This window comes from Nocardioides sp. cx-169 (assembly GCF_021083605.1).
Taxonomy (GTDB): Bacteria; Actinomycetota; Actinomycetes; order Propionibacteriales; family Nocardioidaceae; genus Nocardioides.
Window position 1 is genome coordinate 425,587 of sequence record NZ_JAJNRO010000002.1, and the last position, 24,324, is coordinate 449,910.

The 24,324-nt window shown below is 70.2% G+C and carries 19 protein-coding genes and 2 tRNA genes; 7 read left to right on the top strand and 14 right to left on the bottom strand.

Translation table 11 applies throughout. From position 1 onward, the window contains the following. The first annotated feature begins 41 nt into the window (after positions 1 to 41). The 6 genes from LRP67_RS03270 to LRP67_RS03295 all read left to right on the top strand — a co-directional run bounded on the left by LRP67_RS03270 (position 42) and on the right by LRP67_RS03295 (position 5,401). Entirely contained in the window at positions 42 to 1,064 is a 1,023-nt protein-coding gene (locus LRP67_RS03270) for an App1 family protein (protein ID WP_231268759.1), read from the top strand. A gap of 156 nt (positions 1,065 to 1,220) precedes the next feature. After that, positions 1,221 to 2,507, top strand: coding sequence for an O-acetylhomoserine aminocarboxypropyltransferase/cysteine synthase family protein (locus tag LRP67_RS03275; protein WP_231268760.1), 1,287 nt, complete (start codon positions 1,221 to 1,223; stop codon positions 2,505 to 2,507). Continuing rightward, a complete protein-coding gene (locus LRP67_RS03280) occupies positions 2,504 to 3,613 on the top strand; it encodes a homoserine O-acetyltransferase (protein ID WP_231268761.1) in 1,110 nt (369 codons plus the stop codon). Before LRP67_RS03275 ends, LRP67_RS03280 begins: the two co-directional genes overlap by 4 nt. Positions 3,614 to 3,683: 70 nt before the next feature. Further along, a complete protein-coding gene (locus LRP67_RS03285) occupies positions 3,684 to 3,935 on the top strand; it encodes a hypothetical protein (protein ID WP_231268762.1) in 252 nt (83 codons plus the stop codon). Positions 3,936 to 4,024: 89 nt separating this feature from the next. After that, positions 4,025 to 4,672 (top strand): dihydrofolate reductase family protein, encoded by a 648-nt coding sequence (locus tag LRP67_RS03290; protein ID WP_231268763.1) that lies wholly within the window; start codon positions 4,025 to 4,027, stop codon positions 4,670 to 4,672. Positions 4,673 to 5,050: 378 nt separating this feature from the next. Next, positions 5,051 to 5,401: a hypothetical protein gene (locus LRP67_RS03295; protein ID WP_231268764.1), complete on the top strand. Its 351-nt coding sequence runs from the start codon at positions 5,051 to 5,053 to the stop codon at positions 5,399 to 5,401. Between the two features lie 71 nt (positions 5,402 to 5,472). On the opposite strand, the gene LRP67_RS03300 is transcribed toward LRP67_RS03295, so the two are convergent. Beyond that, complete coding sequence (locus tag LRP67_RS03300) at positions 5,473 to 9,354, bottom strand: hypothetical protein (RefSeq protein WP_231268765.1); 3,882 nt, start codon at positions 9,352 to 9,354, stop codon at positions 5,473 to 5,475. Between the two features lie 760 nt (positions 9,355 to 10,114). Next, on the bottom strand, positions 10,115 to 10,480 hold the full coding sequence (locus LRP67_RS03305; protein ID WP_269210977.1) for a MarR family winged helix-turn-helix transcriptional regulator: 366 nt from the start codon (positions 10,478 to 10,480) through the stop codon (positions 10,115 to 10,117). 80 nt (positions 10,481 to 10,560) lie between these two features. Between LRP67_RS03305 and LRP67_RS03310 the strand changes: the two genes are divergently transcribed. Beyond that, the gene (locus tag LRP67_RS03310) at positions 10,561 to 11,601 is read left to right on the top strand and encodes an MsnO8 family LLM class oxidoreductase (protein WP_231268767.1); all 1,041 of its coding nucleotides are present in this window, start codon (positions 10,561 to 10,563) and stop codon (positions 11,599 to 11,601) included. A 519-nt stretch (positions 11,602 to 12,120) separates the two neighbouring features. On the opposite strand, the gene LRP67_RS03315 is transcribed toward LRP67_RS03310, so the two are convergent. From LRP67_RS03315 to dnaA, 12 genes are all read right to left on the bottom strand, one after another. Further along, a tRNA-Ala gene (locus tag LRP67_RS03315) sits at positions 12,121 to 12,193 on the bottom strand. Between the two features lie 14 nt (positions 12,194 to 12,207). Further along, a complete protein-coding gene (locus LRP67_RS03320) occupies positions 12,208 to 12,333 on the bottom strand; it encodes a DLW-39 family protein (RefSeq protein WP_231241243.1) in 126 nt (41 codons plus the stop codon). A gap of 43 nt (positions 12,334 to 12,376) precedes the next feature. Further along, a tRNA-Ile gene (locus LRP67_RS03325) sits at positions 12,377 to 12,453 on the bottom strand. Between the two features lie 79 nt (positions 12,454 to 12,532). Further along, positions 12,533 to 13,111 carry a DUF3566 domain-containing protein gene (locus LRP67_RS03330; protein ID WP_231268768.1) on the bottom strand — a complete coding sequence of 193 codons (579 nt, stop codon included), beginning with the start codon at positions 13,109 to 13,111 and terminating at the stop codon, positions 12,533 to 12,535. 6 nt (positions 13,112 to 13,117) lie between these two features. Then, entirely contained in the window at positions 13,118 to 15,700 is a 2,583-nt protein-coding gene (gyrA, locus tag LRP67_RS03335; protein ID WP_231268994.1) for a DNA gyrase subunit A, read from the bottom strand. 150 nt (positions 15,701 to 15,850) lie between these two features. Next, on the bottom strand, positions 15,851 to 17,950 hold the full coding sequence (gyrB, locus tag LRP67_RS03340; protein WP_231268769.1) for a DNA topoisomerase (ATP-hydrolyzing) subunit B: 2,100 nt from the start codon (positions 17,948 to 17,950) through the stop codon (positions 15,851 to 15,853). Positions 17,951 to 18,214: 264 nt separating this feature from the next. Next, entirely contained in the window at positions 18,215 to 18,763 is a 549-nt protein-coding gene (locus LRP67_RS03345) for a DUF721 domain-containing protein (RefSeq protein WP_231268770.1), read from the bottom strand. Next, positions 18,756 to 19,898 carry a DNA replication/repair protein RecF gene (recF, locus tag LRP67_RS03350; RefSeq protein WP_231268771.1) on the bottom strand — a complete coding sequence of 381 codons (1,143 nt, stop codon included), beginning with the start codon at positions 19,896 to 19,898 and terminating at the stop codon, positions 18,756 to 18,758. The genes LRP67_RS03345 and recF overlap by 8 nt, the downstream gene beginning before the upstream one ends. An 11-nt stretch (positions 19,899 to 19,909) precedes the next feature. Continuing rightward, positions 19,910 to 20,881, bottom strand: coding sequence for a phosphogluconate dehydrogenase (NAD(+)-dependent, decarboxylating) (gene gnd, locus LRP67_RS03355; protein ID WP_231268772.1), 972 nt, complete (start codon positions 20,879 to 20,881; stop codon positions 19,910 to 19,912). Between the two features lie 34 nt (positions 20,882 to 20,915). Further along, the gene (dnaN, locus tag LRP67_RS03360; protein WP_231268773.1) at positions 20,916 to 22,055 is read right to left on the bottom strand and encodes a DNA polymerase III subunit beta; all 1,140 of its coding nucleotides are present in this window, start codon (positions 22,053 to 22,055) and stop codon (positions 20,916 to 20,918) included. A gap of 354 nt (positions 22,056 to 22,409) precedes the next feature. Continuing rightward, positions 22,410 to 22,835 carry an organic hydroperoxide resistance protein gene (locus tag LRP67_RS03365; RefSeq protein WP_231268774.1) on the bottom strand — a complete coding sequence of 142 codons (426 nt, stop codon included), beginning with the start codon at positions 22,833 to 22,835 and terminating at the stop codon, positions 22,410 to 22,412. Positions 22,836 to 22,859: 24 nt separating this feature from the next. Beyond that, the gene (gene dnaA, locus LRP67_RS03370) at positions 22,860 to 24,287 is read right to left on the bottom strand and encodes a chromosomal replication initiator protein DnaA (protein ID WP_231268775.1); all 1,428 of its coding nucleotides are present in this window, start codon (positions 24,285 to 24,287) and stop codon (positions 22,860 to 22,862) included. Between the last annotated feature and the right edge of the window lie 37 nt (positions 24,288 to 24,324).

A 24,324-nucleotide genomic window follows, 5' to 3' on the forward strand; every position in this document is an offset into this window, starting at 1 on the left:
AGTGTGCCACCGCCGACCCGGCGCGCGGGTAGGTTCCCGGCATGAGCCCGACCCACCGCGCCGCCCGGATCGAGGACGGGATCCACGCTGTCGTCGAGCGCCGGCTCACCGCGCGCGGCTGGTCGCCGCACCTCACGCCGTACGTGGGGTACGGCGCTCCGGGCTGGGTGCGGGTCCTCGCGCGGGTCCTGCTCGCCCCGCCGGGCACCCCGAGAGACGAGCGCCCCGAGCGGCGCGGGTGGCGCCGCTTCACCACGGTGTCGGCGGAAGGCATCGACGTGAGGGTGCGACTCGGCGAGGAGACCCACGTCGTGACGAGCGGGCGCGACGGCTACGTCGACGTCCGGCTGCCGGCCGACCTGCCGGCGGGCTGGGCCACCGCCCAGCTGTCGGTGGGCGACACCGCACCCGTCGAGACCCGGCTGCGCATCGTCGGTCCGGAGACGACGTACGGGGTGGTGAGCGACGTCGACGACACCGTGATCGTGACGATGCTGCCCCGTCCGCTCGTAGCCTTCCGCAACGCGTTCCTGGTGCGCGAGAGCGCCCGCACGCCGGTGCCGGGCATGGCCGGTCTCTACGCCGACATCGTCAGGGCGCATCCCGACGTCGTCTTCTGCTACCTCTCCACCGGCGCCTGGAACACCGCGGCCGCGCTCGGCGACTTCCTGGCCCGCCACGGTTACCCGCCCGGCCCGCTGCTCCTGACCGACTGGGGTCCGACGAGCACCGGGTGGTTCCGCTCCGGACCGGCCCACAAGCATGCCCAGCTCGAGCGGCTCTTCGCGGACCTGCCCCAGGTGCGGTGGCTGCTGGTCGGGGACGACGGCCAGCACGACCCCACCATCTACGCCGAGGCCGCGGTCGCCCACCCCGACCGGGTCCGCGCGATCGCGATCCGCCAGCTCAGCATCGGTGAGCAGCTCGCCCACCACGGTGTCCCCACCGGCCCCGACCCCCTCACCAGCGCCGCCACCGAGGGCGGTACCCCCGCCGTCTGGGCGCCCGACGGCTCCGGGCTGGCGGCGGCCCTGCGGCGCCGCAACCTCCTCCCCCGCCGGTAGTCCCGGGGCGACGCCTGACCCCGTACTCCTTCCGTGGAGCACCGTGGGGGACCCCTCAGGTGGTGTCCGGCACTCGGGACTCGGCCGGGCGGATTCGAGCGCCTGCCTACGGTGGCTGCAACGACCCCGGCACCACCGATCACCGCAGGAGCGCAGATGACCTACCGTCCCGAGACCCTGGCCGTGCATGCCGGCCAGGAGGAGCACGACCCCGCGACGAACGCCCGGGCGGTGCCGATCTACCAGACCACCTCCTACGTCTTCAACGACACCGAGCACGCCGCCAACCTCTTCAGCCTCGCCGAGCCGGGCAACATCTACACCCGGATCATGAACCCGACCCAGGACGTCTTCGAGCAGCGGATGACCCAGCTCGAGGGCGGCGTGGGCGCGCTCGCCGTCGCGAGCGGCTCCACCGCCACGACGTACGCGGTGCTCAACCTGACCTACGCCGGCGACAACATCGTGGCGCTCTCGACGCTGTACGGCGGCACCTACGCGCTGTTCGCGCACACGCTGCCGCAGTTCGGCATCGAGGTGCGCTTCGTCGACCCCGAGAAGCCCGAGGACCTCGCCGCCGCGGTCGACGACAAGACCCGCCTGGTGTTCGGCGAGACGGTCGGCAACCCCAAGATCAACGTCATCGACATCCCGGCCTGGTCCGAGGCCGCGCACGCCCTGGGCCTGCCGCTGATCATCGACAACACCGCCCCGACGCCGTACCTCGTGCGCGCGCTGGAGCAGGGCGCCGACGTGGTCGTGCACGCCGCGACCAAGTTCATCGGCGGCCACGGCACCTCGATCGGCGGCGTGATCGTGGACTCCGGGCGCTTCGACTGGGCCGCCCACGCCGACCGGTTCCCGGGCCTGACCAAGCCCGACCCGGCCTACCACGGCGTCGTGTGGACCGACGCGGTCGGGCCGGCGGCGTACATCATCCGGGCGCGCACGGTGCTGCTGCGCAACACCGGCGGGGCGATCACGCCCATGAACTCCTGGCTGTTCCTCCAGGGCCTCGAGACGCTGCACCTGCGCATGGAGCGCCACAGCGCCAACGCGCTGCAGGTCGCGCAGTACCTCGCCGCGCACGACTCGGTGTCGTGGGTGAGCTACCCCGGCCTGGCCGACAGCCCTTACAAGGAGGTCCACGACCGCATCGGCACCGGCAAGGGCTACGGCGGCATCCTGAGTTTCGGCGTGAAGTCCGGGCGTGACGGGGGCAAGCGCTTCATCGAGTCGCTCGGCCTGTTCAGCCACCTGGCCAACATCGGCGACGCCAAGTCGCTGGCGATCCACAACGCCACCACCACCCACAGCCAGCTGACCCCCGAGGAGCTCGTCGCCGCCGGCGTGCCCGAGGACATGGTCCGCCTGTCGATCGGCATCGAGAACGTCGAGGACCTCATCGCCGACCTGGACCAGGCGCTGGCCGCCAGCAAGTGACGGGCGCGCTCGGCTACGTCGAGACGCAGCGGGTCGTCCTGGCGGGCGCCGACGACCCGCTGCTCCTGCGTGGCGGAGGCCGCCTCGACCACGTCGAGGTCGCCTATGAGACCTACGGCGAGCTGTCGCCCGCGCGGGACAACGCGGTCTTCGTCTGCCACGCGCTCACCGGCGACGCCCACGCCGCCGGGCTGCACGTCGGAGCCAAGCGGCGCGGCTGGTGGGACAACCTCATCGGCCCCGGGAAGCCGGTCGACACCGACCGGTTCTTCGTCATCTCCGCGAACCTGCTCGGCGGCTGCTCGGGCACGACCGGGCCGCTCTCGGTGGACCCCGCCACCGGGGCGCCGTACTGCCTCGACTTCCCGATGCTGCACATGAGCGACCTGGTCGCAGTGCACCGACGGCTGGTCGCCCACCTCGGGGTGGAGCGCCTGCACGCCGCGGTCGGCGGGTCCTTGGGCGGCATGCAGGTGCTGCAGTGGGCGATCGACGACCCGCAGGCGATCGACCGAGCGGTGCTCGTGGCCGCGTCCTCGCGGCTGACGGCGGAGAACATCGCGTTCTCCGCCACCGGGCGCCAGGCGATCATGTCCGACCCCGACTTCTGCCAGGGCCGCTACGTCGAGCAGGGCGTCTTTCCCTGGCGCGGGCAGAAGGTCGCCCGGATGATGGCCCACATCACCTACGTGTCGGCGCAGTCGCTGGACACCAAGTTCGCGCACCGCCGCCGCCGGCAGGGCGACGACTGGACGTTCGAGCCGGACTTCGAGGTCGAGCACTACCTCCAGCACCAGGGCGACGTCTTCCTCGACCGCTTCGACGCGCTGTCCTACCTCTACCTCACCCGGCTGCTCGACTACTTCGACCCGTTCGCGGACGACGTCACCGCCGAGGCGCTGCGCCGTACGACCGCCCGCTTCCAGCTCACGTCCTTCGACTCCGACTGGCGCTTCGACTCAGGGCAGTCCCAGGTGCTCGCCGAGCGCCTGGCGGCGCTGGGCGTCGACGTCGACTGGGCCGAGCTCGCCTCCCCCTTCGGCCACGACTCGTTCCTCCTCGAGCCGCCCGGCTACCACGAGCGGATCGCCGCCTTCCTCGCCTGAGGCGCCGAGGAAGGCGTGGGTCGCGCCGTCGGTGTAGGTCGCGGTGTAGAGAGCGGAGTCGAGGTAGGACATGGCTCCGCCGGGCGGCGGCGTCCGGATCCAGGCCGGAGGCGCTCAAGCCCTCGCGCAGCGGACCGGCCACGTCCTGGGTGCGTGCGTTGACGGCGTGCAACGACACGGTCCCGAGGATCGCCAGGCCGAGGGCGCCCCCGACCTGCTGCACGGTGTTGAGGACACCGGAGCCGACGCCGGAGTCCTCGCGGCCCACGCGGTGGACCGCGGTCAGCGTCATCGGCACGAACGTCATCCCCAGTTCGCGTGACCCCGATCTGGGTGACCATTCCCCGATGACTTCGCCCGGCGCGCAGGGTCACACTCGATGAACACACCGGGCGTCGACAGGGAGCAACCGTGAGCCAGCTGGTGCGCGCACACAACATCGTGGTGTCCAGTGACGGGTACGCCGCGGGCGAGGGGCAGAGCCTCGAGCGCCCGTTCGGGCACGCCGACCCCCAGGTCATGATGTCGTGGGCCGGGGCCACCGCGAGCTGGCCGAACCGCACCGACCCCGGCGGCAGCCAGGGGCTCGACGACTATCTCGTCCGCGAGTTCCACCGCAACATCGGCGCCGAGATCATGGGACGCAACAAGTTCGGCCCCCAGCGCGGCCCCTGGACCGACCACGAGTGGCAGGGCTGGTGGGGCGACGAGCCGCCCTTCCACACCCCGGTGTTCGTCATGACCCACCACGAGCGGCCGTCGTTCACGCTCGGCGACACGACCTTCCACTTCGTCTCCGGCTCGCCTGCCGAGGTGCTCGAGCCGGCCCTGGCGGCCGCTGACGGCAAGGACGTGCGCCTCGGCGGCGGCGCCCAGTCGCTGCGCCAGTTCCTGGACGCGGGCCTGGTCGACACCCTCCACGTGGCCGTCTCTCCCGTGGAGCTGAGCAGGGGCTCGCGGCTGTGGACCTCACCCGACGAGCTGCTCGACCGCTACCACCGCGACGTCGTGCCCAGCCCGGGCGGCGCGGTCGTGCACCACCTCTTCTGGCGCCGCTGACGACCACCGCCCGGGCACCCTCAGGCCGGATCGGTCGGTGGGTCGTCGGAGCGCTCCCACGAGTAGAGCGAGATAGGCGTCTTGGTGGCCGTCAGCTTGCCCGTACGCCGCATCGGGTTGACCACGCGCTGCGCGGCGACCGCATCCGCAACCTCGGCGTCACCGACTTCGGCCAGTCCAGCAGCGTGGACGACGCCTACTGCACGGGGTCGACACCATCTCGATCATGGACGCGGCCTACGGCGTGCTCGGCCGTTGAGTGGGTGAGGCGTCCGGGGTGGGCGCACTCGCCCCTGAGGATCCTGCGCGAACCTCGGTCACGCGCGTGCGGAGGAGGCGTACAGTCCGCAGCAGTCGCTCGAGGAGAAGGGACGCACCGTGGCCTACACCGGTTCTACGCTCGCAGGCACAGTCTGGGAGAGTCAGCGTCTCTCACGCCGAGACGAGCAGTACGTCGTCCGAGTCGTCCGCAAGGGCACCCCGCTCTCCTCCCCTGCGCCCGAGGTCGCCGCATCCGGCGGTCTCGCCGGGCTGGTGGCTGTCGTGGTCTCGCGGTTGGTCCGGACGCTCGGAAGAGTCGTCGGTCGCCACACGTTCCGCGTCTGCGTCGTTCAACTGGTCCCTGCGGACTCACGTTCGTTCGAGGAGCGGATCGTGAGTGTGGTCGACGTGCGGGGAGAGCGCGAGGCGCTCGAACAGGCTCGCAAGCTCGCCGAGAGCGAGCTGTAGCAGCCCAGGCCACTTGCCGATTCAGATGTCTGCGTCGCCGGCAGCCCACGGGCAGCCGCCCCAGCGTGCCGTCAGCGCAAGGCGAACAGGTCTGCGGCCCGGCCGGGGCCGGCCGCCTTCTTCGCAGTCAAGCCGACCTTCGCGATCGTGACCTTGACGCCGCGGGCGCGCAGGTACGAGACGACCGCCCGAGCCCGTGCCCCCGCGAGCGCCGACGACTCACCCGCGCTGCGGTTGCCGTAGACCACCACGAGCTTCGCACCTCGCAGGGACCGGGCTTGGACGCGGAGGGAGGACTTGGCACGGGGAGACAGCTTGGCGGAGCCCTTCGCGAAGGACACCTTCCCCGCCCGCGCAAGGTGGCTGGCCGACGTCGCGGCGTAACCCGCGGAGACCTTGGAGACGACCACACGCACAACCCGGCTCCCGGTGCCCATCACGCGGGCACGGCAGACGCCGGGCGACACGAAGACCACACGGCTACCGCTGACGCGGCAGGCGGGAGTGGAAGCGACGACCCGAAGGTCGGACTCTCCCCGTCCCAGCACCGTCACGATCTGCGTCAGACGGCCGGTCTTCGGCGCAGCCGGCGTGCCCCACACCGGGAACGACGCGGTCACCGCGGGCGCGGGACGCACCGTCGAGGTGCCGTCCTGGGTGGCCCGAACGGTGCACGTCCCGGCCTTGAGGAGCGCGACGGCGACACCGGAGACCGAGCACACGGCCGGCGTCGTCGAGGTGAGCGTGACCGGGAGCCCCAGGCTGGACGTCGCGGCAGCGGTGACAGTGCGGCTGGACAGCGCAGTGCCGACGAGTCCGCCCAGTTGGATCGTCTGGTCGTGCGCAGAGACAGCGAACGAACGCTCCTCGAACGCGTGAGCCCACACCTGGTCGCCGGCCTCGGCGCGCACGGTGCAGATGCCGTGGGTGAGAAGCGAGACCACGTCGCCGTCCACCGCGCACACCCCAGGAGTCGCGCTCGTGAACCTCACAGGTGCCCCCGAGCTGGTCGACGCGGCCAGCGTGAACGGCTCGTCGGTGACCACACGGTCGGCGGGCGCGGGGAAGTCGAGGGTCTGCGCGGCCGCGGTGACCTCGAAGGACCGCTCCGCAGAGACAGGCGCCCAGACGTCGTTGCCGGCAGCGGAGGATCGCACCGTGCAGGTCCCCGAGCGGTGCAGAGTGACCAGGCCACCAGCCAGGGTGCACACCTGCGGGGTCAGGCTGCTGAAGGTCACAGGCGCCCCCGAGGCGGACGACGCGGCCAGGGTGAACGGGTCGTCGGTGGCCACGCGGTCCGCGGGCGCGGGGAAGTCGAGGGTCTGCGCGGCCGCGGTGACCTCGAAGGAACGTTGCGCAGAGACAGGCGCCCAGACGTCGTTGCCGGCCTCGACACGCACGGTGCAGGTCCCCGCACCGTGCAGGGAGACCCGGTCACCAGTAAGGGTGCACACCGCCGGACTGGTGCTGGTGAACGTCACAGGCACCCCCGAGCTGGTCGACGCGGCCAGCGTGAACGGCTCCTCGGTGGCCACGCGGTCGGCGGGGGCGGGGAAGTCGAGGGTCTGCGCGGCCGCGGTTACCTCGAAGGAACGTTGCGCAGAGACAGGCGCCCAGACGTCGTTGCCGGCAGCGGAGGATCGCACCGTGCAGGTCCCCGAGCGGTGCAGAGTGACCAGGTCACCAGCCAGGGTGCACACCTGCGGGGTCAGGCTGCTGAATGTCACAGGCGCCCCCGAGGCGGATGACGCGGCCAGCGTGAACGGGTCGTCGGTGGCCACGCGGTCCGCGGGCGCGGAGAAGTCGAGGGTCTGCGCGGCGGCGGTGACCTCGAAGGACCGCTCCTCAGAGACAGCCGCCCACAGGGCGTTGCCGGCCTCGGCACGCACCGTGCAGGTCCCGTGGGTGAGAAGCGAGAGCACGTCGCCATCCACCGCGCACACCCCAGGAGTCGCGCTCGTGAACCTCACAGGCACCCCCGAGCTGGTCGAGGCGGCCAGCGTGAACGGGTCGTCGGTGGCCACGCGATCGGCGGGGGCGGGGAAGTCGAGGGTCTGCGCGGCCGCGGTGACCTCGAAGGACCGCTCCTCAGAGACAGGCGCCCACAGGGCGTTGCCGGCCTCGGCACGCACCGTGCAGGTCCCGTGGGTGAGAAGCGAGAGCACGTCGCCATCCACCGCGCACACCCCAGGAGTCGCGCTCGTGAACCTCACAGGCACCCCCGAGCTGGTCGAGGCGGCCAGCGTGAACGGGTCGTCGGTGGCCACGCGGTCGGCGGGGGCGGGGAAGTCGAGGGTCTGCGCGGCGGCGGTGACCTCGAAAGAGCGGTCCTGGGAGACAGCCGCCCACAGGGCGTTGCCGGCTTCGGCACGCACCGTGCAGGTCCCCGCACCGTGCAGGGTGATGCTGCCACCAGACAGGGTGCACACCTGCGGGGTCAGGCTGGCGAACTCGACCGCCAGACCCGACGACGTGCGCGCGGTCAGCGTGAACGGGTCGTCGGTGGCCACACGGTCAGCGAGCATCGGGAAGTCGAGCTGCTGGTGCCCCGCAGCGATCTGGAAGGACTGCTCCTTCACGACCGCCTGCTGGTACTGGTTCTGGCTCTGGATCGCGCGCAGCGTGCACGTGCCGACCGTGAGCGGTGTGACCGTCCTGCCCGAGACCGTGCAGACCCCGGCGCTCAGGGTGTACACGGTGACGGGCAACGCACCCTTGGCCTCAATGTCGAAAGGTCCGGCGACGATCTCGCGGCTGGAGATCTGAGGGAAGACCAGCTGGTTGGTGTAGAACTCCGGGGGCCGGGTGGACGCCATCACCGGGATGCCGATGTCGGCGCTGGCGCTCTCCCAGGAGCCGTAGGCGCCAGCCGCAGTCGCGCGGATTCGGCAGGTGTCGCGGACATAGGTGACGCTGTTCGTGACCACGTTGCCGGACACGGTGCACACGTGAGGCGTCAGGCTCTGGTAGCTCAGCGACCGGCCAGAGTCGACAGAGGCCTGCACGACGAGCGTGTCGCCGCCCGCAGGGCCCAGTCGCTGATACGGGTCGTAAGGCCAGGTCACCGTCTGGGTGCGCTCTTGAGGAGTCAGCTTGATGGTGCGCGTGAGGGGCGCGGCCGGGTACCACTGGGCGTTGCCGGGCTGGGAGGCCGTGACGGTGCAGTAGCCGTAGAGGTTCGGTAGCAGCCCGACACCGTCCACCACATGGAGCGTGTTGCCTTCAGTGGTGCACAGATGCGGTGTCGTCGACGTGTAGGTGATCGGCAACCCGGAGGTCGCGGTGCCATCCAGCGTCAACGGCGTGTCAGCCCACGACGGCACACTGGCAACGGGTGACCAGACGAGGCTCTGGTCTGACTGAGGGTCGTCGATGTTGAACTGGAAGTACCGCTCCGAGGCGTGGTAGACGGCAGTCTCGTTGCGGGCCAGACGGATGTTGCACACCACGCCGCGCAACAGGGCCACGGTGACCCGGTAGGTGCTGCGGTCGTAGCCGGTGACCCGACAGGTCTCGATTCCGCTGCCCTGCACGACGGCTTGCACGACGTCGAGCGCCCCGTGGTCACCATCGGAGTAGGCAATGAAGGTGGCCTGCCCGGCACCGAGTGGGACGGTGGTGGGGGCGTTCTCGACAGTGACGCCCTGGCGCACGTGCGGGTCGACCGGAATGTCAGAACGAGCCCGCACGCTAGGAGTCGTGTACTCGTACCAGATGGTGCACGTGCCGCCTTTGAGCATTGCCACGGTCAGGCGCCAGGTGCTGCGGTCGTAGCCGGTGATCTGACACACCGACGCCGACGCGGGGTCCACGAAGATCTTCGGGACGGGCGTGTAGTCGTCCATGTAGGCCCTGAAGGTCATCGACTCCCCGGCGCTCACCTTCGCGAACGCGCCGGGGATGTAGAACCCGCGACCGCCGGCGTCCGCGGAAGCCGGCGCCGGCGAGATCACGGCCCCAACGCCCACCATCACAAGCGCCACCAAGACACGGAGGCACGTGCGGGAGAGACACGCGGGGGAGAAGATCACGCTGGTGATGGTGCCGCAGGCCGCACCCCGTAGCAGTAGTTGTCGAAGTATTGGCACCTTTCGGACACGGCTCGTTGCATCGGCGCCTGTCCTGGACACCGTCAGAGGTTCGGCGCCACGACCCAGGCCCCTCGGCGGAAGGAGTTGCGCGCAACTGAAGCGCCCCAGGTCTGATGCCGCTGCCGGCTAGGTCGACTGCTACCACAACCGCAGACTCGCCTCGACTCTGGCAACGTCCCGCCGGCCGAGCACGGCGCCGGCCCGGTTGGAGGTACTGTCATCCGCTCCGGATCACCACGCGGGCGGAGGCGAGAACCGGTCGTGCCCGCTTCGCCGCCCGACCGCGAAGAGCAGCTCGCTGATCTCGCCGCGCCACTCCTGGGCCGATACACCGCTTGCGGCCACGGCGAGTGCCATCCAGCCCGCCTGGCGCCCGGCGTCCTTGGCGCCCAAGGCGTTGGTCTCCTCACGGCCAGCGCATTCATGTCGCTCACGATGGAACCGCCCATGATGCTCGTCTCCCTCGACTACGGGTCGACCACCCTGTCCAGGCTGAGGGTGGGGTCCGCTTCGGGGTCAACGTGCTCGCGGCAGACCAGGCAAACCTGCCCCCGACAGCACGCCTGGGTCACGCTGACGACGACCGAGCGCCTCTTCGCCGGTGATCACGTGCGCTTAGTGTTCAGGGCCGTTGCTCGATCGTGAAGGGCTCGGACGCGAGGCGCTCGGTCAACAGGGAAAGCACCTCGGCGGTGGTGGTGAGACTCGAGGCGTCGATCCCCTTGACGGCCTGCTTGAGAATCTCGCGTCGCGCTGCGTGCACGCTTTCGAGCGCTCGGGTCCCCTCCTCGGTAATGTTGATCAGGACGGCGCGGGCGTCCGTCGGCACCCGCCCTCGGGCAACTAGCCCGGCTGCCTCAAGACGCTTCAGGCGGGGCGTCACGGACGAGATATCGACCCCGTGACAACGCCGCGATGTCGGAGACCCGCAGTGCTCCCCGGGCGTCAAGATGCTCCAACAGCGACCAGGACGCAGGCGGAAGGTCATACCCGGAGCGGCGGGCAACGGCGCCGACGGTGCCGCGATCGGCCAAGAGACACACGAGAAACTGCGAGGAGAACTGCCCCATGAAGGTGTCGATAGTCGACCTTGGGACCGTCGCACCCGGTACCTCCGAAAGCGACGCCCTGGCTGACTCGCTGGCTGTCACGCGCCATGCCGAACAGTTCGGGTTCCACCGGGTCTGGTTCGCCGAGCACCACCTGAGTCGCTCCGGCGCCTCGCACCACCCCGAGCTGCTGATCGCCGCAGCGGCTGCGCAGACGTCGAGCATCAGGTTGGGTTCGGGGGCGGTCCTGATGAACCACTACAGCCCGTTCAAGGTGGCTGAGCTGTTCCAGCAGCTCGAGGCGATGGCTCCGGGTCGCGTGGACCTGGGCATGGGACGCGCGACAGCCGGCCCGGTGATCGACCTGGCCCTTCAGCAGGACCGGCGCAGCCGGCTCCAGCTGGACCATCAGCAGCAGGTACTGGAGACGCTGTCTTGGCTGTATGGGACGTTTCCCGAGGACCACGCGTTTGCCGGGAACCCCCTGATGCCGACAGTGCCCCACGTGCCGCAGACCTGGTTGTTGGGATCGAGCCCGAACGGTTCCAACTTGGCGGCCGGGCTCGGTATCGGCTACACGTTCGCCGGATTCATCAACCCGCCCGGGGCTGCTCCTTCCCTGCGCCACTACCGCGAATCGTTCCGCCCTCAGGGCTTCGGCCTCGAGTCGCCGCGCGCGATCCTCGCGGTCAACGTCTCCGTCGGTGAGACCGTCGCCGACGGTGAGCGGCTGGTGGGCTCGGCCAAGGGCTTCTACGCCCGGTTAGGCCGGATGGGCGGCGGGGCCACGGTCCCGTCGGCCGATGAGGCTGCCGGCGAGCTCACCCCGGCCCAGCAGGCCGAGCCGACCAGCATCACCGACGGTCAGTGGCCGCGGTTCGTCGCCGGTGGCCCGGAGGACGTACGTGTGACTCTCGAGCAGATGGTCGAGGCGAGCGGCGCCGACGAGCTGATGATCCAAGATCTCATCGCCGATCCCGCCGACCGCATGCGCTCCCACGAACTGCTCGCCGACATGTTCGCGCTCACGCCCTCACCCAGGACGTCGTCTTCGACATGAGATCGGCCGGGGGAGGATCAGCAAGCGCGCCGTGATCGCCCACGGCTGCTGACGGACGTTGCCCAGCTTGGCTGCCTGCTTGCAAGACAGCCGAGCCGCGCGCTCATGACACGGGCGAACTCAGCGTACCGGCTGCTGGCGAGCGGCCACGTAGCCGAATACGAGTCCCTGAGCGATGGTGGCACCCGGGCCGGGGTAGACCCTCGCGAATGCGTTGCCCGCGGCGTTGCCGATCGCGTAGAGACCCTCGATGACGGTCCGTCTTCACGCAGGGCACGGGCCGACTCGTCCGCCTTGACGCCGCCGCATGTGCCGAGGTCCCCAGGGGGAACGACCTTGATCGTATAGAACGGTCCGTTGTCGATCGGCCCCAGACACACGTGGCCGGCTGCTCTGCTCGAGAAGTCGTCGGGCCGTCGATGGTCGAGGACGCGCGAGTGGATCGAGGGCGTGTCCTCCGCCCCCACGATGGAGTTGCGTGGAGCGTCCGCCACGGTGGCGGGCGGACCCGTAGAACGGTGGAGCCTAGGGGACTCGAACCCCTAACCCCCTGCTTGCAAAGCAGGTGCGCTACCAATTGCGCCAAGGCCCCGAGCGGAGAGGCGGTCAGGCCTTCTCGACGTTGTCGGTGGCCTCGGCCCACAGGGCCTGCTCGGCGCGGCTCTCGGCGGCCTTGCGGCGGGCCAGGACGGCGCCGCCGACGGCGAGGAGGACCAGAAGGGCCTTCTTCATGCTGTCTCCCGTGGCAGGTGGGGCGGTGCCCCGGATGGGTGGGTGGTGGGCCTAAGAGGACTTGAACCTCTGACCTCTTCCTTATCAGGGAAGCGCTCTAACCGTCTGAGCTATAGGCCCGTATGGCGACTGCCAGCCGCGAACATTACCCCACCGCGAACGCGCCCCACAAAACGGCCGGGGCACCTCGCGGCACAGGTCAGTTGTTGTCCTCCGCGAGGGTGACCTCGATGCCGCCGAGCAGCGCGGCGGCCATGTTGTAGAGGAAGGCGCCGAGGGTCGCGATCGCGGTCAGCAGGATCACGTCGACCGCGGCGACGAGCATCGTGAAGCCGACGACCCGCGAGGTGCCGATGTAGTTCTCGATGTCGAAGTTGGCCGTCTCCGTGCCGCCGATGCTGTCGCGGATGGCGTCGTTGATCGAGTCCCAGGTGCCGGCGGCGCCGAGCACCGACCACACCATCACGACGGACACGACGGTGACGACGCCGAAGGCGACCGAGAGCAGGAACGCCGTCTTCATCACCGACCACGGGTCGATCCGGGTCAGCCGGAGGCGGGCGCGCCGCGGCGGCTTGCCGGGGCCGGCGGCCTTCGTGGCCGCCTTATTCGACTCCGGCTCCGCGTTGGCGCGGTGCTCGTCGGTGACGTTGGCGACCTTGGCCTGGATCCGCTCACGCAGCGCAGGCCGTACGGCGGTGTCGTCCGCCGTCGGGCGATCCGACCCGGCGCGGGTCTGGGTGCGGGGGGTGGCTGGCTGGGCGGAACGCTCCGTCATCAGCCCTCACTCTCGCCTGTCGTCGGGGTTCTCCGTGTCAGTGGACTCCTCGATTGTGACATCCGCGCCCACATCCGACGACTCGCCCGTCTCCGTGGCCGACTCCGCGGCGTTGTGCTCCGCGTTCTCCTCGGCCTCCTCGATGACCTTGGCCTCGACCGACCGAGCCACGACGACCACGGAGTCCCCGGCCTTGGGCGAGACGAACTTGACGCCCATCGTGGAGCGCCCGGTGGGCCGGAAGTCCGCGTTGATCGGGCTGCGGACGACCTGCCCGCTCTGGGTGATCGCCAGCACCTCGTCGCCGTCCTCGACGATGAAGCCGCCCACCAGACCGCCGCGGTCCTCGTTGGCCAGGGCCATGGCGCGTACGCCGAGTCCGCCGCGGTTGGTCAGCCGGTACTCGCTGATCCGGGTGCGCTTGGCGAAGCCGCCGTCGGTGATCGTGAAGACGTACTGGACGTTCTCGTCGGAGTCCTCCGTCGCCGCCTGGGCCGCGCGGATGACCGACATCGACAGCACCGCGTCGTCGTCACTGCGGAACTTCATGCCCGACACCCCGGACGTCGCCCGGCCCATCGGCCGCAGCTGCGCGTCGTCGGCGCGGAACCGGATGGCCGAGCCCTTGCGCGAGACCAGCAGGATGTCGTCCTCGGCGTTGACCAGCTCGGCGCCGATCAGCTCGTCGTCGTCCTCGCGGAAGTTGATCGCGATGACGCCGGCCTGCCGCGGGCTGTTGTAGTCGCCCAGCCGGGTCTTCTTCACCAGGCCGTTGCGCGTCGCGAGCACCAGGTAGGGCGCCTGCTCGTAGTCGCGGATCGCCAGCACCTGGGCGATCGACTCGTCCGGCTGGAAGCTGAGCAGCCCGGCCACGTGGCCGCCCTTGGCGTCGCGCGAGGCCTCGGGCAGGTTGTAGGCCTTGGTCCGGTAGACGCGACCGGCCGTCGTGAAGAACAGCAGCCAGTGGTGGTTGGTGGTCGCGATGAAGTGCTCCACGACGTCGTCGCCGCGCAGCGTCGCGCCGCGCACGCCCTTGCCGCCGCGCTTCTGCGAGCGGTACTGGTCGGCGCGGGTGCGCTTGGCGTAGCCGCCGCGGGTGATCGAGACGACCAGGTCCTCGTCGGGGATCAGGTCCTCCATCGAGAGGTCCCCGTCGGCCGCGATGATCTGGGTGCGCCGCTCGTCGCCGTACTTGTCGGTGATCTCGGTGAGCTCGTCGCCGATGATCTGCCGCTGGCGCGCCTCGTTGGCGAGGATGTCCTCGAGGTCGGCGATCTTCAGCTCGAGCTCGGCCAGCTCGTCGATGATCTTCTGGCGCTGCAGGGCGGCGAGCTGCCGCAGCTGCATCTGCAGGATCGCGTCGGCCTGCTCCTCGTCGATGTCGAGGAGCTCGATCAGGCCCGTGCGGGCCTCGGCGACGTCGGGCGAGCGGCGGATCAGCGCGATGACCTCGTCGAGCTGGTCGAGCGCCTTCACCAGGCCGCGGTAGATGTGGGCCCGGCGCTCGGCCTCGGCCAGGCGGTAGCGCGTGCGGCGCTGGATGACCTCGACCTGGTGGGTGACCCAGTTGCTGATGAACTGGTCGATCGAGAGCGTGCGCGGCACGCCGTCGACCAGGGCCAGCATGTTGGCGCTGAAGTTGGTCTGCAGCTCGGTGTGCTTGAGCAGGTTGTTGAGCACGACGCGGGCGACGGCGTCGCGCTTGAGCACCACGACCAGGCGCTGGCCGGTGCGACCCGAGGAGTCGTCGCGTACGGCGGAGATGCCCTGCACCCGGCCGGAGTCGGCGAGCTCGGCGATCTTGAGCGCGAGGTTGTCGGGGTTGACCATGTAGGGCAGCTCGGTGATCGAGAGGATCGTGCGCCCGCGGTTGTCCTCGTCGACCTCGATGACGGCGCGCTGGGTGATCGAGCCGCGGCCGGTGCGGTAGGCCTGCTCGATGCCCTCGTGGCCGACGATCATGGCGCCGTTGGGGAAGTCGGGACCCTTGACCCGCTCCAGCAGCGCGTCGAGCAGCTCCTCACGCGAGGCGTCGGGGTGCTCGAGTGCCCACTTGGCGCCCTCGGCGACCTCGCGCAGGTTGTGCGGCGGGATGCTCGTGGCCATGCCGACCGCGATGCCGGCCGAGCCGTTGACCAGGAGGTTGGGGTAGCGCGCGGGCAGGACGACCGGCTCCTGCGAGCGGCCGTCGTAGTTGGGCTGGAAGTCGACGGTGTCCTCGCCGATGTCGCGCACCATCTCCAGCGCGAGCGGCGCCATGCGGCACTCGGTGTAGCGCATGGCGGCGGCGGAGTCGTTGCCCGGCGAGCCGAAGTTGCCCTGGCCCTGCACCAGCGGCGCGCGCATCACCCAGGGCTGCGCCAGGCGCACCAGGGTGTCGTAGATCGCGGTGTCGCCGTGCGGGTGGTACTGACCCATGACGTCACCGACGACGCGCGAGCACTTCGAGAAGCCGCGGTCGGGGCGGTAGCCGCCGTCGAACATCGCGTAGATCACCCGGCGGTGCACCGGCTTCAGGCCGTCGCGTACGTCGGGCAGCGCCCGGCCGACGATGACCGCCATCGCGTAGTCGATGTAGGCGCGCTGCATGGAGGTCTGCAGCTCGATCGGCTCGATCCGGCCGCCGGGCCCGGGGCCCTCGGGCCCGCCCGGGCCGCCGGTCGTGTCTGTGGGGGTCTCGCTCACGTGTCTTCGTCTCTCTCGTCGCGTCTATCGATGTCTAGGGAAACTGCTAGATACCTAGATATCGAGGAATCGCACGTCCTTGGCGTTGCGCTGGATGAAGGAGCGGCGCTGCTCGACGTCCTCACCCATCAGGATCGAGAAGATCTCGTCGGCCTGGGCGGCGTCGTCGAGCGTCACCTGCAGCATCAGCCGCTGCTCGGGGTTCATCGTGGTCTCCCACAGCTCCTCGGCGTTCATCTCGCCGAGGCCCTTGTAGCGCTGGACCGGGTTCTCCTTCGGGAGCTTCTTGCCCTGCTCGAGCCCGTCGCGCATCATCAGGTCGCGCTCGGCGTCGGAGTAGACGAACTCGTGCTCGGCCGGCTTGTTCCAGCGGATCCGGTAGAGCGGGGGCTGGGCCATGTAGACGTAGCCGTGCTCGATGAGCGGCTTCATGAAGCGGAACAGCAGCGTGAGCAGCAGGGTGTTGATGTGGTGACCGTCGACGTCGGCGTCAGCCATCAGCACGACCTTGTGGTAGCGCAGCTTCTCGAGGCTGAACTCCTCGTGGATGCCGGTGCCGAGCGCGGAGATGATCGCCTGCACCTCGGCGTTGGCGAGCACCTTGTCGATGCGCGCCTTCTCGACGTTGAGGATCTTGCCGCGGATCGGCAGGATCGCCTGGACCCGCGGGTCGCGGCCCTGGCGCGCGGAGCCGCCGGCCGAGTCGCCCTCGACGATGAAGACCTCGCACTCGGCGGGGTTGGTGGACTGGCAGTCCGAGAGCTTGCCGGGCAGCCCGCCGCCGCCGAGCAGGCCCTTGCGGCCGCGGGCCAGGTCGCGCGCCTTGCGGGCGGCGATGCGGGCCGAGGCCGCGGCCTGGCTCTTGCGCACGATGTCGCGACCCTCGGCGGGGTTCTGCTCGAACCACGCGCCGAGCTGGTCGTTGGTCAGGCGCTGCACGAAGCCCTTGGCCTCGGTGTTGCCGAGCTTGGTCTTGGTCTGGCCCTCGAACTGCGGCTCGCCGAGCTTGATCGAGATGATCGCGGTGAGGCCCTCGCGGATGTCGTCACCCGAGACCCGGTCCTCGCGCTTCTTGATCAGGCCCCACTCCTCGCCCCAGTGGTTGACCAGCGAGGTCAGCGCCGAGCGGAACCCCTCCTCGTGGGTGCCGCCCTCGTGGGTGTTGATCGTGTTGGCGAAGGTGTGGACCGACTCGGTGTAGGAGGTGTTCCACTGCATGGCCACCTCGAGGCTCATGTGGTGGTCGGCGTCGGCCGCGCCCTTGCCGTTGGAGAACAGGTCGGAGTCGGCCTCGAACGCGATGATCGTGGGGTTGGCCTTGTCCTTGCGGCGGTTGAGGTGCTCGACGTAGTCGACCAGGCCGCGGTCGTACTTGAAGACCTGCTCCAGGCCGCCGCCCTCGGCCTTCTTGATCGCGTCGTGGCCGGCGGTGTCGACCTCGCCCTCCACCGTGGCGTCCTGCACGGCCTCCACGAGGTCGTCGGCCGCGGGGCGCTCGTCGCGCACGACGATCTCCAGGCCCTTGTTGAGGAAGGCCATCTCGCGGATGCGGTTGGTGATGGTCTCCAGCGAGTACGTCGTGGTCTCGAAGATCTCGGGCGAGGCGTAGTAGGTGATCGTGGTGCCGGTGCGCTCGCCGGGCTCCATCGGGCGGACCTGCTCCAGCGGGCCGTCGGGCACGCCCACGGTGAAGCTCTGGCGCCACTCGTGGCCGCGGTTGCGCACCTCGGCGATCACGCGGGTGGAGAGGGCGTTGACGACCGAGATGCCGACGCCGTGCAGGCCGCCGGAGACCTTGTAGCCGCCCCCGCCGAACTTCCCGCCGGCGTGCAGCATGGTCAGGGCCATCGTGAGGGCGGGCATCTCCTGCCCGGGCGCGGTGTCGGTCGGGATGCCGCGGCCGTTGTCCTCGACGCGGACCCCGCCGTCGGCAAGCAGCGTGACGACGATCCGGTCGCAGTGGCCGGCCAGCGCCTCGTCGACGGAGTTGTCGACGACCTCCCAGATGAGGTGGTGCAGCCCACGCTCACCGGTCGAGCCGATGTACATGCCGGGGCGCTTGCGCACGGCCTCGAGGCCTTCGAGGACCTGGATCGCGGAGGCGTCGTACTCTCCGCTGACGGTGCTGTGCGGCTGGGGGCTGGCGTCGGACACGCAGAACCTCATCTAACGGTGGGATGGCACACAGAAGGCCGACGAACCGGGTGGAGTCCCGTCACGACGGCCGATGTCCATGATACCGGTTCTAGGCCCGTATTCCACGCGTGTTGCCCCGCGCCGGGGGGGATCTGTGGACAATTATGCCGCTGAGCGCCCCGTAGGCGCCTCCCGGAGCGCCGAACAGGGGTGCGCACGGGTCCCCATACCGGCGCGGGGCCCGCAGATCGTCTGAGGGGGCGGCGGGAATGGATACCCGGCTCAGCCGTAGGTGTCGCGGGGGCCGCGGCCGTCGCGGGTGCTGCGGCGGCCCTTCTTCCAGCTCGGCAGGTGCGGGCCGGCCACGTCCATGGCGATCACGGTGCCGGGGCCGAGCTCCTCGTTGAGCCGGCGTACGACGGTCGGCGCGAGCAGGGTGAGCTGGGTGGCCCACGCCGTGGAGTCGGTGCGCACCAGCAGCTTGCCGTCGGTGAAGGTCTCGGGCGTGCAGTGGGCAGCGACCTCCGGCCCGACCAGCTCCGGCCAGCGCGCGAAGACCCCGCGCATCCGCAGGTCGAGTGCCCAGCCGTGGTCGTCGACGAGGCGGGCCAGGGTCGTGTCCAGGGTCTGCGGGTCACGGTCGTCGGGGTGGGCCCCGCTGACGCGGCCCGCGACGCCCGGGCGCGAGCGGCCGCGGGCCTTGGCCCGCCGCCGGGGTGTCGAGCCGGCGACCGCGCGGGTGAGTGCCCGCGCCAGGTCCAGGCCGTCGTCGGAGTGCGGCTGGTGCACGACGCCCGGCTCCGAGGGCTCGGTCTCGTCCTGCTCAGACACGCGTCACCTCCCCGTTGGCCACGGCGTAGCGGGTCCCCGCCAGCGCCTCCGGCACGTCATCGGCCACCGCCGCGGTGACCAGCACCTGCTCGGCCCCCGCGACCAGCTCGGCGAGCTGGGCGCGGCGTTCGGTGTCGAGCTCGGCGAAGACGTCGTCCAGGATCAGGATCGGGTCGTCGCCGTCGGAGCGCAACAGGTCGTAGGACGCCAGGCGCAGCGCGAGCGCGAAGGACCAGCTCTCCCCGTGCGAGGCGTAGCCCTTCACCGGCAGCCGCACACCCCCCGCGTCGGCCGACCCGCCCAGGGTCAGCAGGAGCTCGTCGCGGTGCGGGCCGACCAGCGAGATCCCGCGGTCGAGCTCATCGCCCCGGCGTCGCTCGAGCTCGGCGAGCAGCCCCGCCTCGAGGTCCTCGCCCAGCTCGAAGGACGGGCGGTACTCGATCGCGGCATCCTCCCGCGACGCCCCGCGCGCGACCGTGGCGTAGGCGTTGCCGACGTAGGGCCGGAGCGCGTCGACCAGCGCGAGGCGCTCGCGCAGCAGCTCGGAGCCGGCGCGCGCGAGCTGAGCGTCCCAGACCGCGAGGGTGGACAGTGCCGACTCCTGCGAGCTCGAGCCGCGGCGCGCATGTCCTGCGGTCTTGAGCAGCGAGTTGCGCTGGCGCAGGATCCGGTCGTAGTCGGAGCGCACGCCGGCCAGCCGGGGCATGCGCAGGACCAGCAGATCGTCGAGGAAGCGCCGCCGGTCCGAGGGGTCGCCCTTGACCAGGGTCAGGTCCTCGGGGGAGAACACGACGGTGCGCACCAGCCCGACGAGCTCGCGGGCCCGCGGCAGGGTCGAGCGGTTGACCCTGGCGCGATTGGCCTTGCCGGGGTTGAGCTCCACCTCGAGCACTGCCGTGCGGCCCTCGCGTACGACGGCAGCACGCACGATGGCCTGGGCGCAGCCGGCGCGGACCAGCGGTGCGTCGGTCGCGACCCGGTGCGAGGAGAGTCGCGAGAGGTAGTCGATGGCCTCGACCAGGTTGGTCTTGCCCTGGCCGTTGCGGCCGATGAAGGCCGTGACGCCGGGCTCGAGCGCGACGTCGGCGGTGGCGTAGGAGCGGAAGTCGTGCAGCGTGAGGTGGGAGACGTACACCGCAGGTGCGGCTAGCTCTCGGCCGGCGCGGACTCGTCGCCGGACCCGGCCTTCTCGGCGGCGGGCGACTGGTCCGGCGTGCCGCCATCCGCGTCGCCGCCCTTGGGGGCGCTGGTCTGCATGGCGTGCCCGCCGAACTGGTTGCGCATGGCGGCGACGGCCTTCATGGCCGGGGAGTCGTCCTGGCGGGAGACGAAACGCGCGTAGAGCGCGGCCGTGATCGCCGGGGTGGCGACGGCGTGCTCGATGCCGGCCTCGACGGTCCAGCGGCCCTCGCCGGAGTCCTCGGCGTAGCCGCGGATCCCTTCCAGGTTGGGCTTCTCCTCCAGTGCGCTGACCAGGAGGTCGAGCAGCCAGGAGCGGATCACCGTGCCCTCGCGCCACGAGCGCAGGACCTCGGTGACGTTGTCGACCATCTCGACCTTCTCGAGCAGCTCCCAGCCCTCGGCGTAGGACTGCATCATCGCGTACTCGATGCCGTTGTGGACCATCTTGCTGAAGTGGCCGGCGCCCACCTTGCCGGCGTGCACCGAGCCGAACTCGCCCTCGGGCTTGAGGGCGTCGAACGCCGGCTGGACCTTGGCGACGTCCTCGGGAGTCCCGCCGTACATGAGGGCGTAGCCGTTCTCGAGGCCCCAGACCCCACCAGACACGCCGCAGTCGACGAAGCCGATCCCCTTCTCGGCGAGGGACTCGGCATGCGCGATGTCGTCGGTCCAACGCGAGTTGCCACCGTCGACGATCAGGTCACCCTCGTCGAGCAGGTCGCTCAGCTCCATGATGGTGTCGTGGGTCGGCTGGCCGGCCGGGACCATCACCCAGACGACGCGGGGCGCCGACAGCTGCGCGACCATCGCCTCGAGGCTCTCGGCGTCCGAGACCTCCTGGTGGTGGTCGTAGCCGACGACGGTCACGCCGCCGTTGCGCATCCGGGTGCGCATGTTGCCGCCCATCTTGCCGAGGCCGACCAGTCCGAGCTCCATGCGAATCCTCCCCAAAGCGTGCGAGCGTCTGCTGTCAGGAAAGCAGGCGCCTGGGCATCAGCAGGTAGCGGAAGCCGCTGTCGGCGCCGCCGTCCTCCACCGCCCCGCTCAGCACCACGGGCTTGGAGGCCTGGGTGAAGGCCAGCTCGACCACGGCCTCGTCGATGGCGGTGAGTCCGTCGAGGAGGAACTGCGGGTTGAACCCGGTGGTGATGTCCTCGCCCTCGATGTCGGCCTCGATCGACTCCGAGGCCTGGGCCTCGTCACCCGACCCGGCGTCCAGGGTGAGCACGCCGTCGCTGAACGCGAGCTGCACGGCGGTGTTGCGCTCGGCGACCAGCGACACGCGCTTCACCGACTCGATCAGTGCGGCCTTGTCGACCTTGGCGACGGTGAGCTTCTCGGCCGGGAAGAGGCTACGGACCTTGGGGAACTCCCCGTCCAGGAGTCGCGTGGTCGTACGGCGCAGGCCGCCGGGCGCGTTGCCCTCGAAGCCGATGATGCCCTCACCTGAGCCGCTCGCGGAGAGCGCGATCGTGACCTCACTGCCCGCGGTGAGCGACTTGGCGGTGTCGCCGAGCACGCGCGCCGGGACCAGCGCGGCCAAGGACTCGTCCGGCGAGCGGGGGTCCCAGGTGAGCTCACGCTGCGAGAGCCGGAAGCGGTCGGTGGCGAGCAACGAGATCGTGGAGCCGTCGATCTCGATCCGGACGCCGGTCAGCACCGGCAGCATGTCGTCGCGGCCGGCCGCGGTGACCGCCTGGGCAACGGCGTGCGCGAACACGTCGCTCTGCACCGTGCCGGTCGCCTGGGGCATCTGGGGGATCGTCGGGTAGTCCTCGACCGGCATCGTCTGGAGCGTGAACCGGGCAGAGCCGCAGGTGAGGGTGACCCGGGCTCCGTCCAGCGCCATGTCGACGGGCTTGGCGGGCAGGCTGCGGCAGATGTCGGCGAGCAGGCGGCCGCTGACGAGGGCGCGTCCCTCGTCGCTCACCTCCGCGGTCAGGGTCGCGCGAGCGGAGGTCTCGTAGTCGAAGGACGACAGGACCAGGCCATCGTCCGAGGCGTCGATGAGGAGGCCGGCCAGCACCGGGGCGCTCGGGCGGACCGGCAGGCTGCGGGCGGCCCAGGCGACGGCGTCGGCGAGCACGTCACGATCGACACGAAACTTCACGATGGATCCTTCGGGAGTGGCTCGGAATCACACAAGTCTGGGATGCGCATCCTGCCACGTGGGCACCAACCGCACGAGTCATCCCCAGGCAGGGGTCCAGGTAGACGTGCACCGAGGATCCGGACAGGTACAGGTAGGTAGTCGTCATAGCGTCGGTGGAAACTGTGGAGAAGCGGCGTTCGAGCAGGTCAGGTGCGTGCCGAGGGGTGGATGGCGCTGTGGAGGAGCACGGGGCGGCTCGGCGCCGGTGTGGAACGACGATCCGCCCCGGGACGGACCCGGCCGCTCCTCCACAGATCCTCCCCGTGTAGTTCGGACCTGGCAGGTCCTTCGTCCACAGGCAGGGGAAGTACGTCAGGCGACCGTCAGGGTGACCTCGATGTTGCCTCGGGTGGCGTTGGAGTAGGGGCACACCTCGTGCGCCTGGGCCACCAGCTTCTCGGCGAGCTCCCGGTCCAGGGCGGGCAGCGTGACCTCGAGCTGGACCGCGAGCCCGAAGCCCCCGGCGTCGTTCGACCCGAGGGAGACGTCGGCGACGACCTCGGAGTCGGTCGTGTCGGCGTCCGCCTTGCCGGCGACCATCTTGAGGGCGGAGTGGAAGCACGCGGCGTACCCGGCGGCGAAGAGCTGCTCGGGGTTGGTCGCACCCCCTGGACCCCCGAGCTCGGGAGGGGTGCGCACGTCGGTGTCGACGAGGCCGTCGGTGGACTGGACGTGGCCGTTGCGGCCGTCGCCCGTGGCGACGGCGGAGGCGGTGTAGAGGGGCTTCATGTGCCCCAACCTAGGGCCGCAAGGATCAGCTGGTCAGGATTGGCGAGCCTGCATCTTCACCCGGTTGGTCAGCTCGCTGACCTGGTTGAAGACCGCCCGGCGCTCGGCCAGGAGCTGGTTGATCTTGCGGTCGGCGTACATCACCGTCGTGTGGTCGCGGTTGCCGAACTGCGCCCCGATCTTGGGCAGGGACAGGTCGGTCAGCTCCCGGCAGAGGTACATGGCGATCTGCCGCGCCATGACCAGGTGCCGCCCGCGGCTCGGTCCCGTGAGCTCCTCGATGCTGAGCCCGAAGTACGACGCGGTCTGGGCGATGATGAGCGAGGCGGTGATCTCCGGCTCGCCACCCTCGGGGATCAGGTCCTTGAGGACGATCTCAGCCAGGGTCATGTCGACCTCCTGGCGGTTGAGGTTGGCGAACGCCGTCACCCGGATCAGGGCACCCTCGAGCTCGCGGATGTTGGTCTGGATCTTGGACGCGATGAACTCGAGCACGTCCGGCGGGGCCGTGAGCCGGTCCATCGCGGCCTTCTTGCGCAGGATCGCGATGCGGGTCTCGAGGTCGGGCGGCTGGACGTCGGTGATGAGGCCCCATTCGAACCGGTTGCGCAGCCGGTCCTCGAGCGCCTCGAGTCGCTTGGGTGCCCGGTCGGAGGTCAGGACGATCTGCTTGTTGGCGTTGTGCAGCGTGTTGAACGTGTGGAAGAACTCCTCCTGGGTCTGGGTCTTGCCCTCCAGGAACTGGATGTCGTCGATGAGCAGGACGTCGACATCGCGGTAGCGCCGCTTGAACCGGTCCTGCCGGTCGTCGCGGATCGCGTTGATGAACTCGTTCGTGAACTCCTCGCTCGACACATAGCGCACCTTGGCGCCGGCGTAGAGGCTGCGCACGTAGTGGCCGATGGCGTGGAGCAGGTGGGTCTTGCCCAGGCCGGAGTCGCCGTAGACCAGCAGCGGGTTGTACGCCTTGCCGGGCGCCTCCGCCACCGCGACCGCGGCGGCGTGGGGGAACCGGTTGGAGCTGCCGATGACGAAGGTCTCGAAGGTGTACTTCGGGTTGAGCCGCGTCTCGAGCGCGCTGCCCTTGACCGCCTCGGTGGCCTCGGGCACGAAGACCGGGGCCGGTGCTGCCGGTGGAGCCTGCGAGATTGTCGACATATCGATCTCTCGACTTGTCTCCGAGGCGACATGTGGATGCTCCGGGGCCATCTGCCCCTCATCCAAGGTGGCGTCCACGGTGACGGCGATCCGGATCTCGCGCGCGAAGCTGACCGTCAGCGCGTCCTCGAGCTGGCCGCGCAGGCGACCCTCCAGCTGCACCCGCGTGAAGTCGTTGGGCACCGCGATGATCGCGGTGTTCTCGTGCAGGGTCACCGGCTTGCTCGCGCGCAGCCAGGCCCGCTGGTTGGGCTGCAGGTCGTTGACGACCTGCCGCCACGCCTGGTCGAGGTCGGACGTCATGTGCTCCACGTGGTTCCCGCCGCCTTTCGTGCCCGAG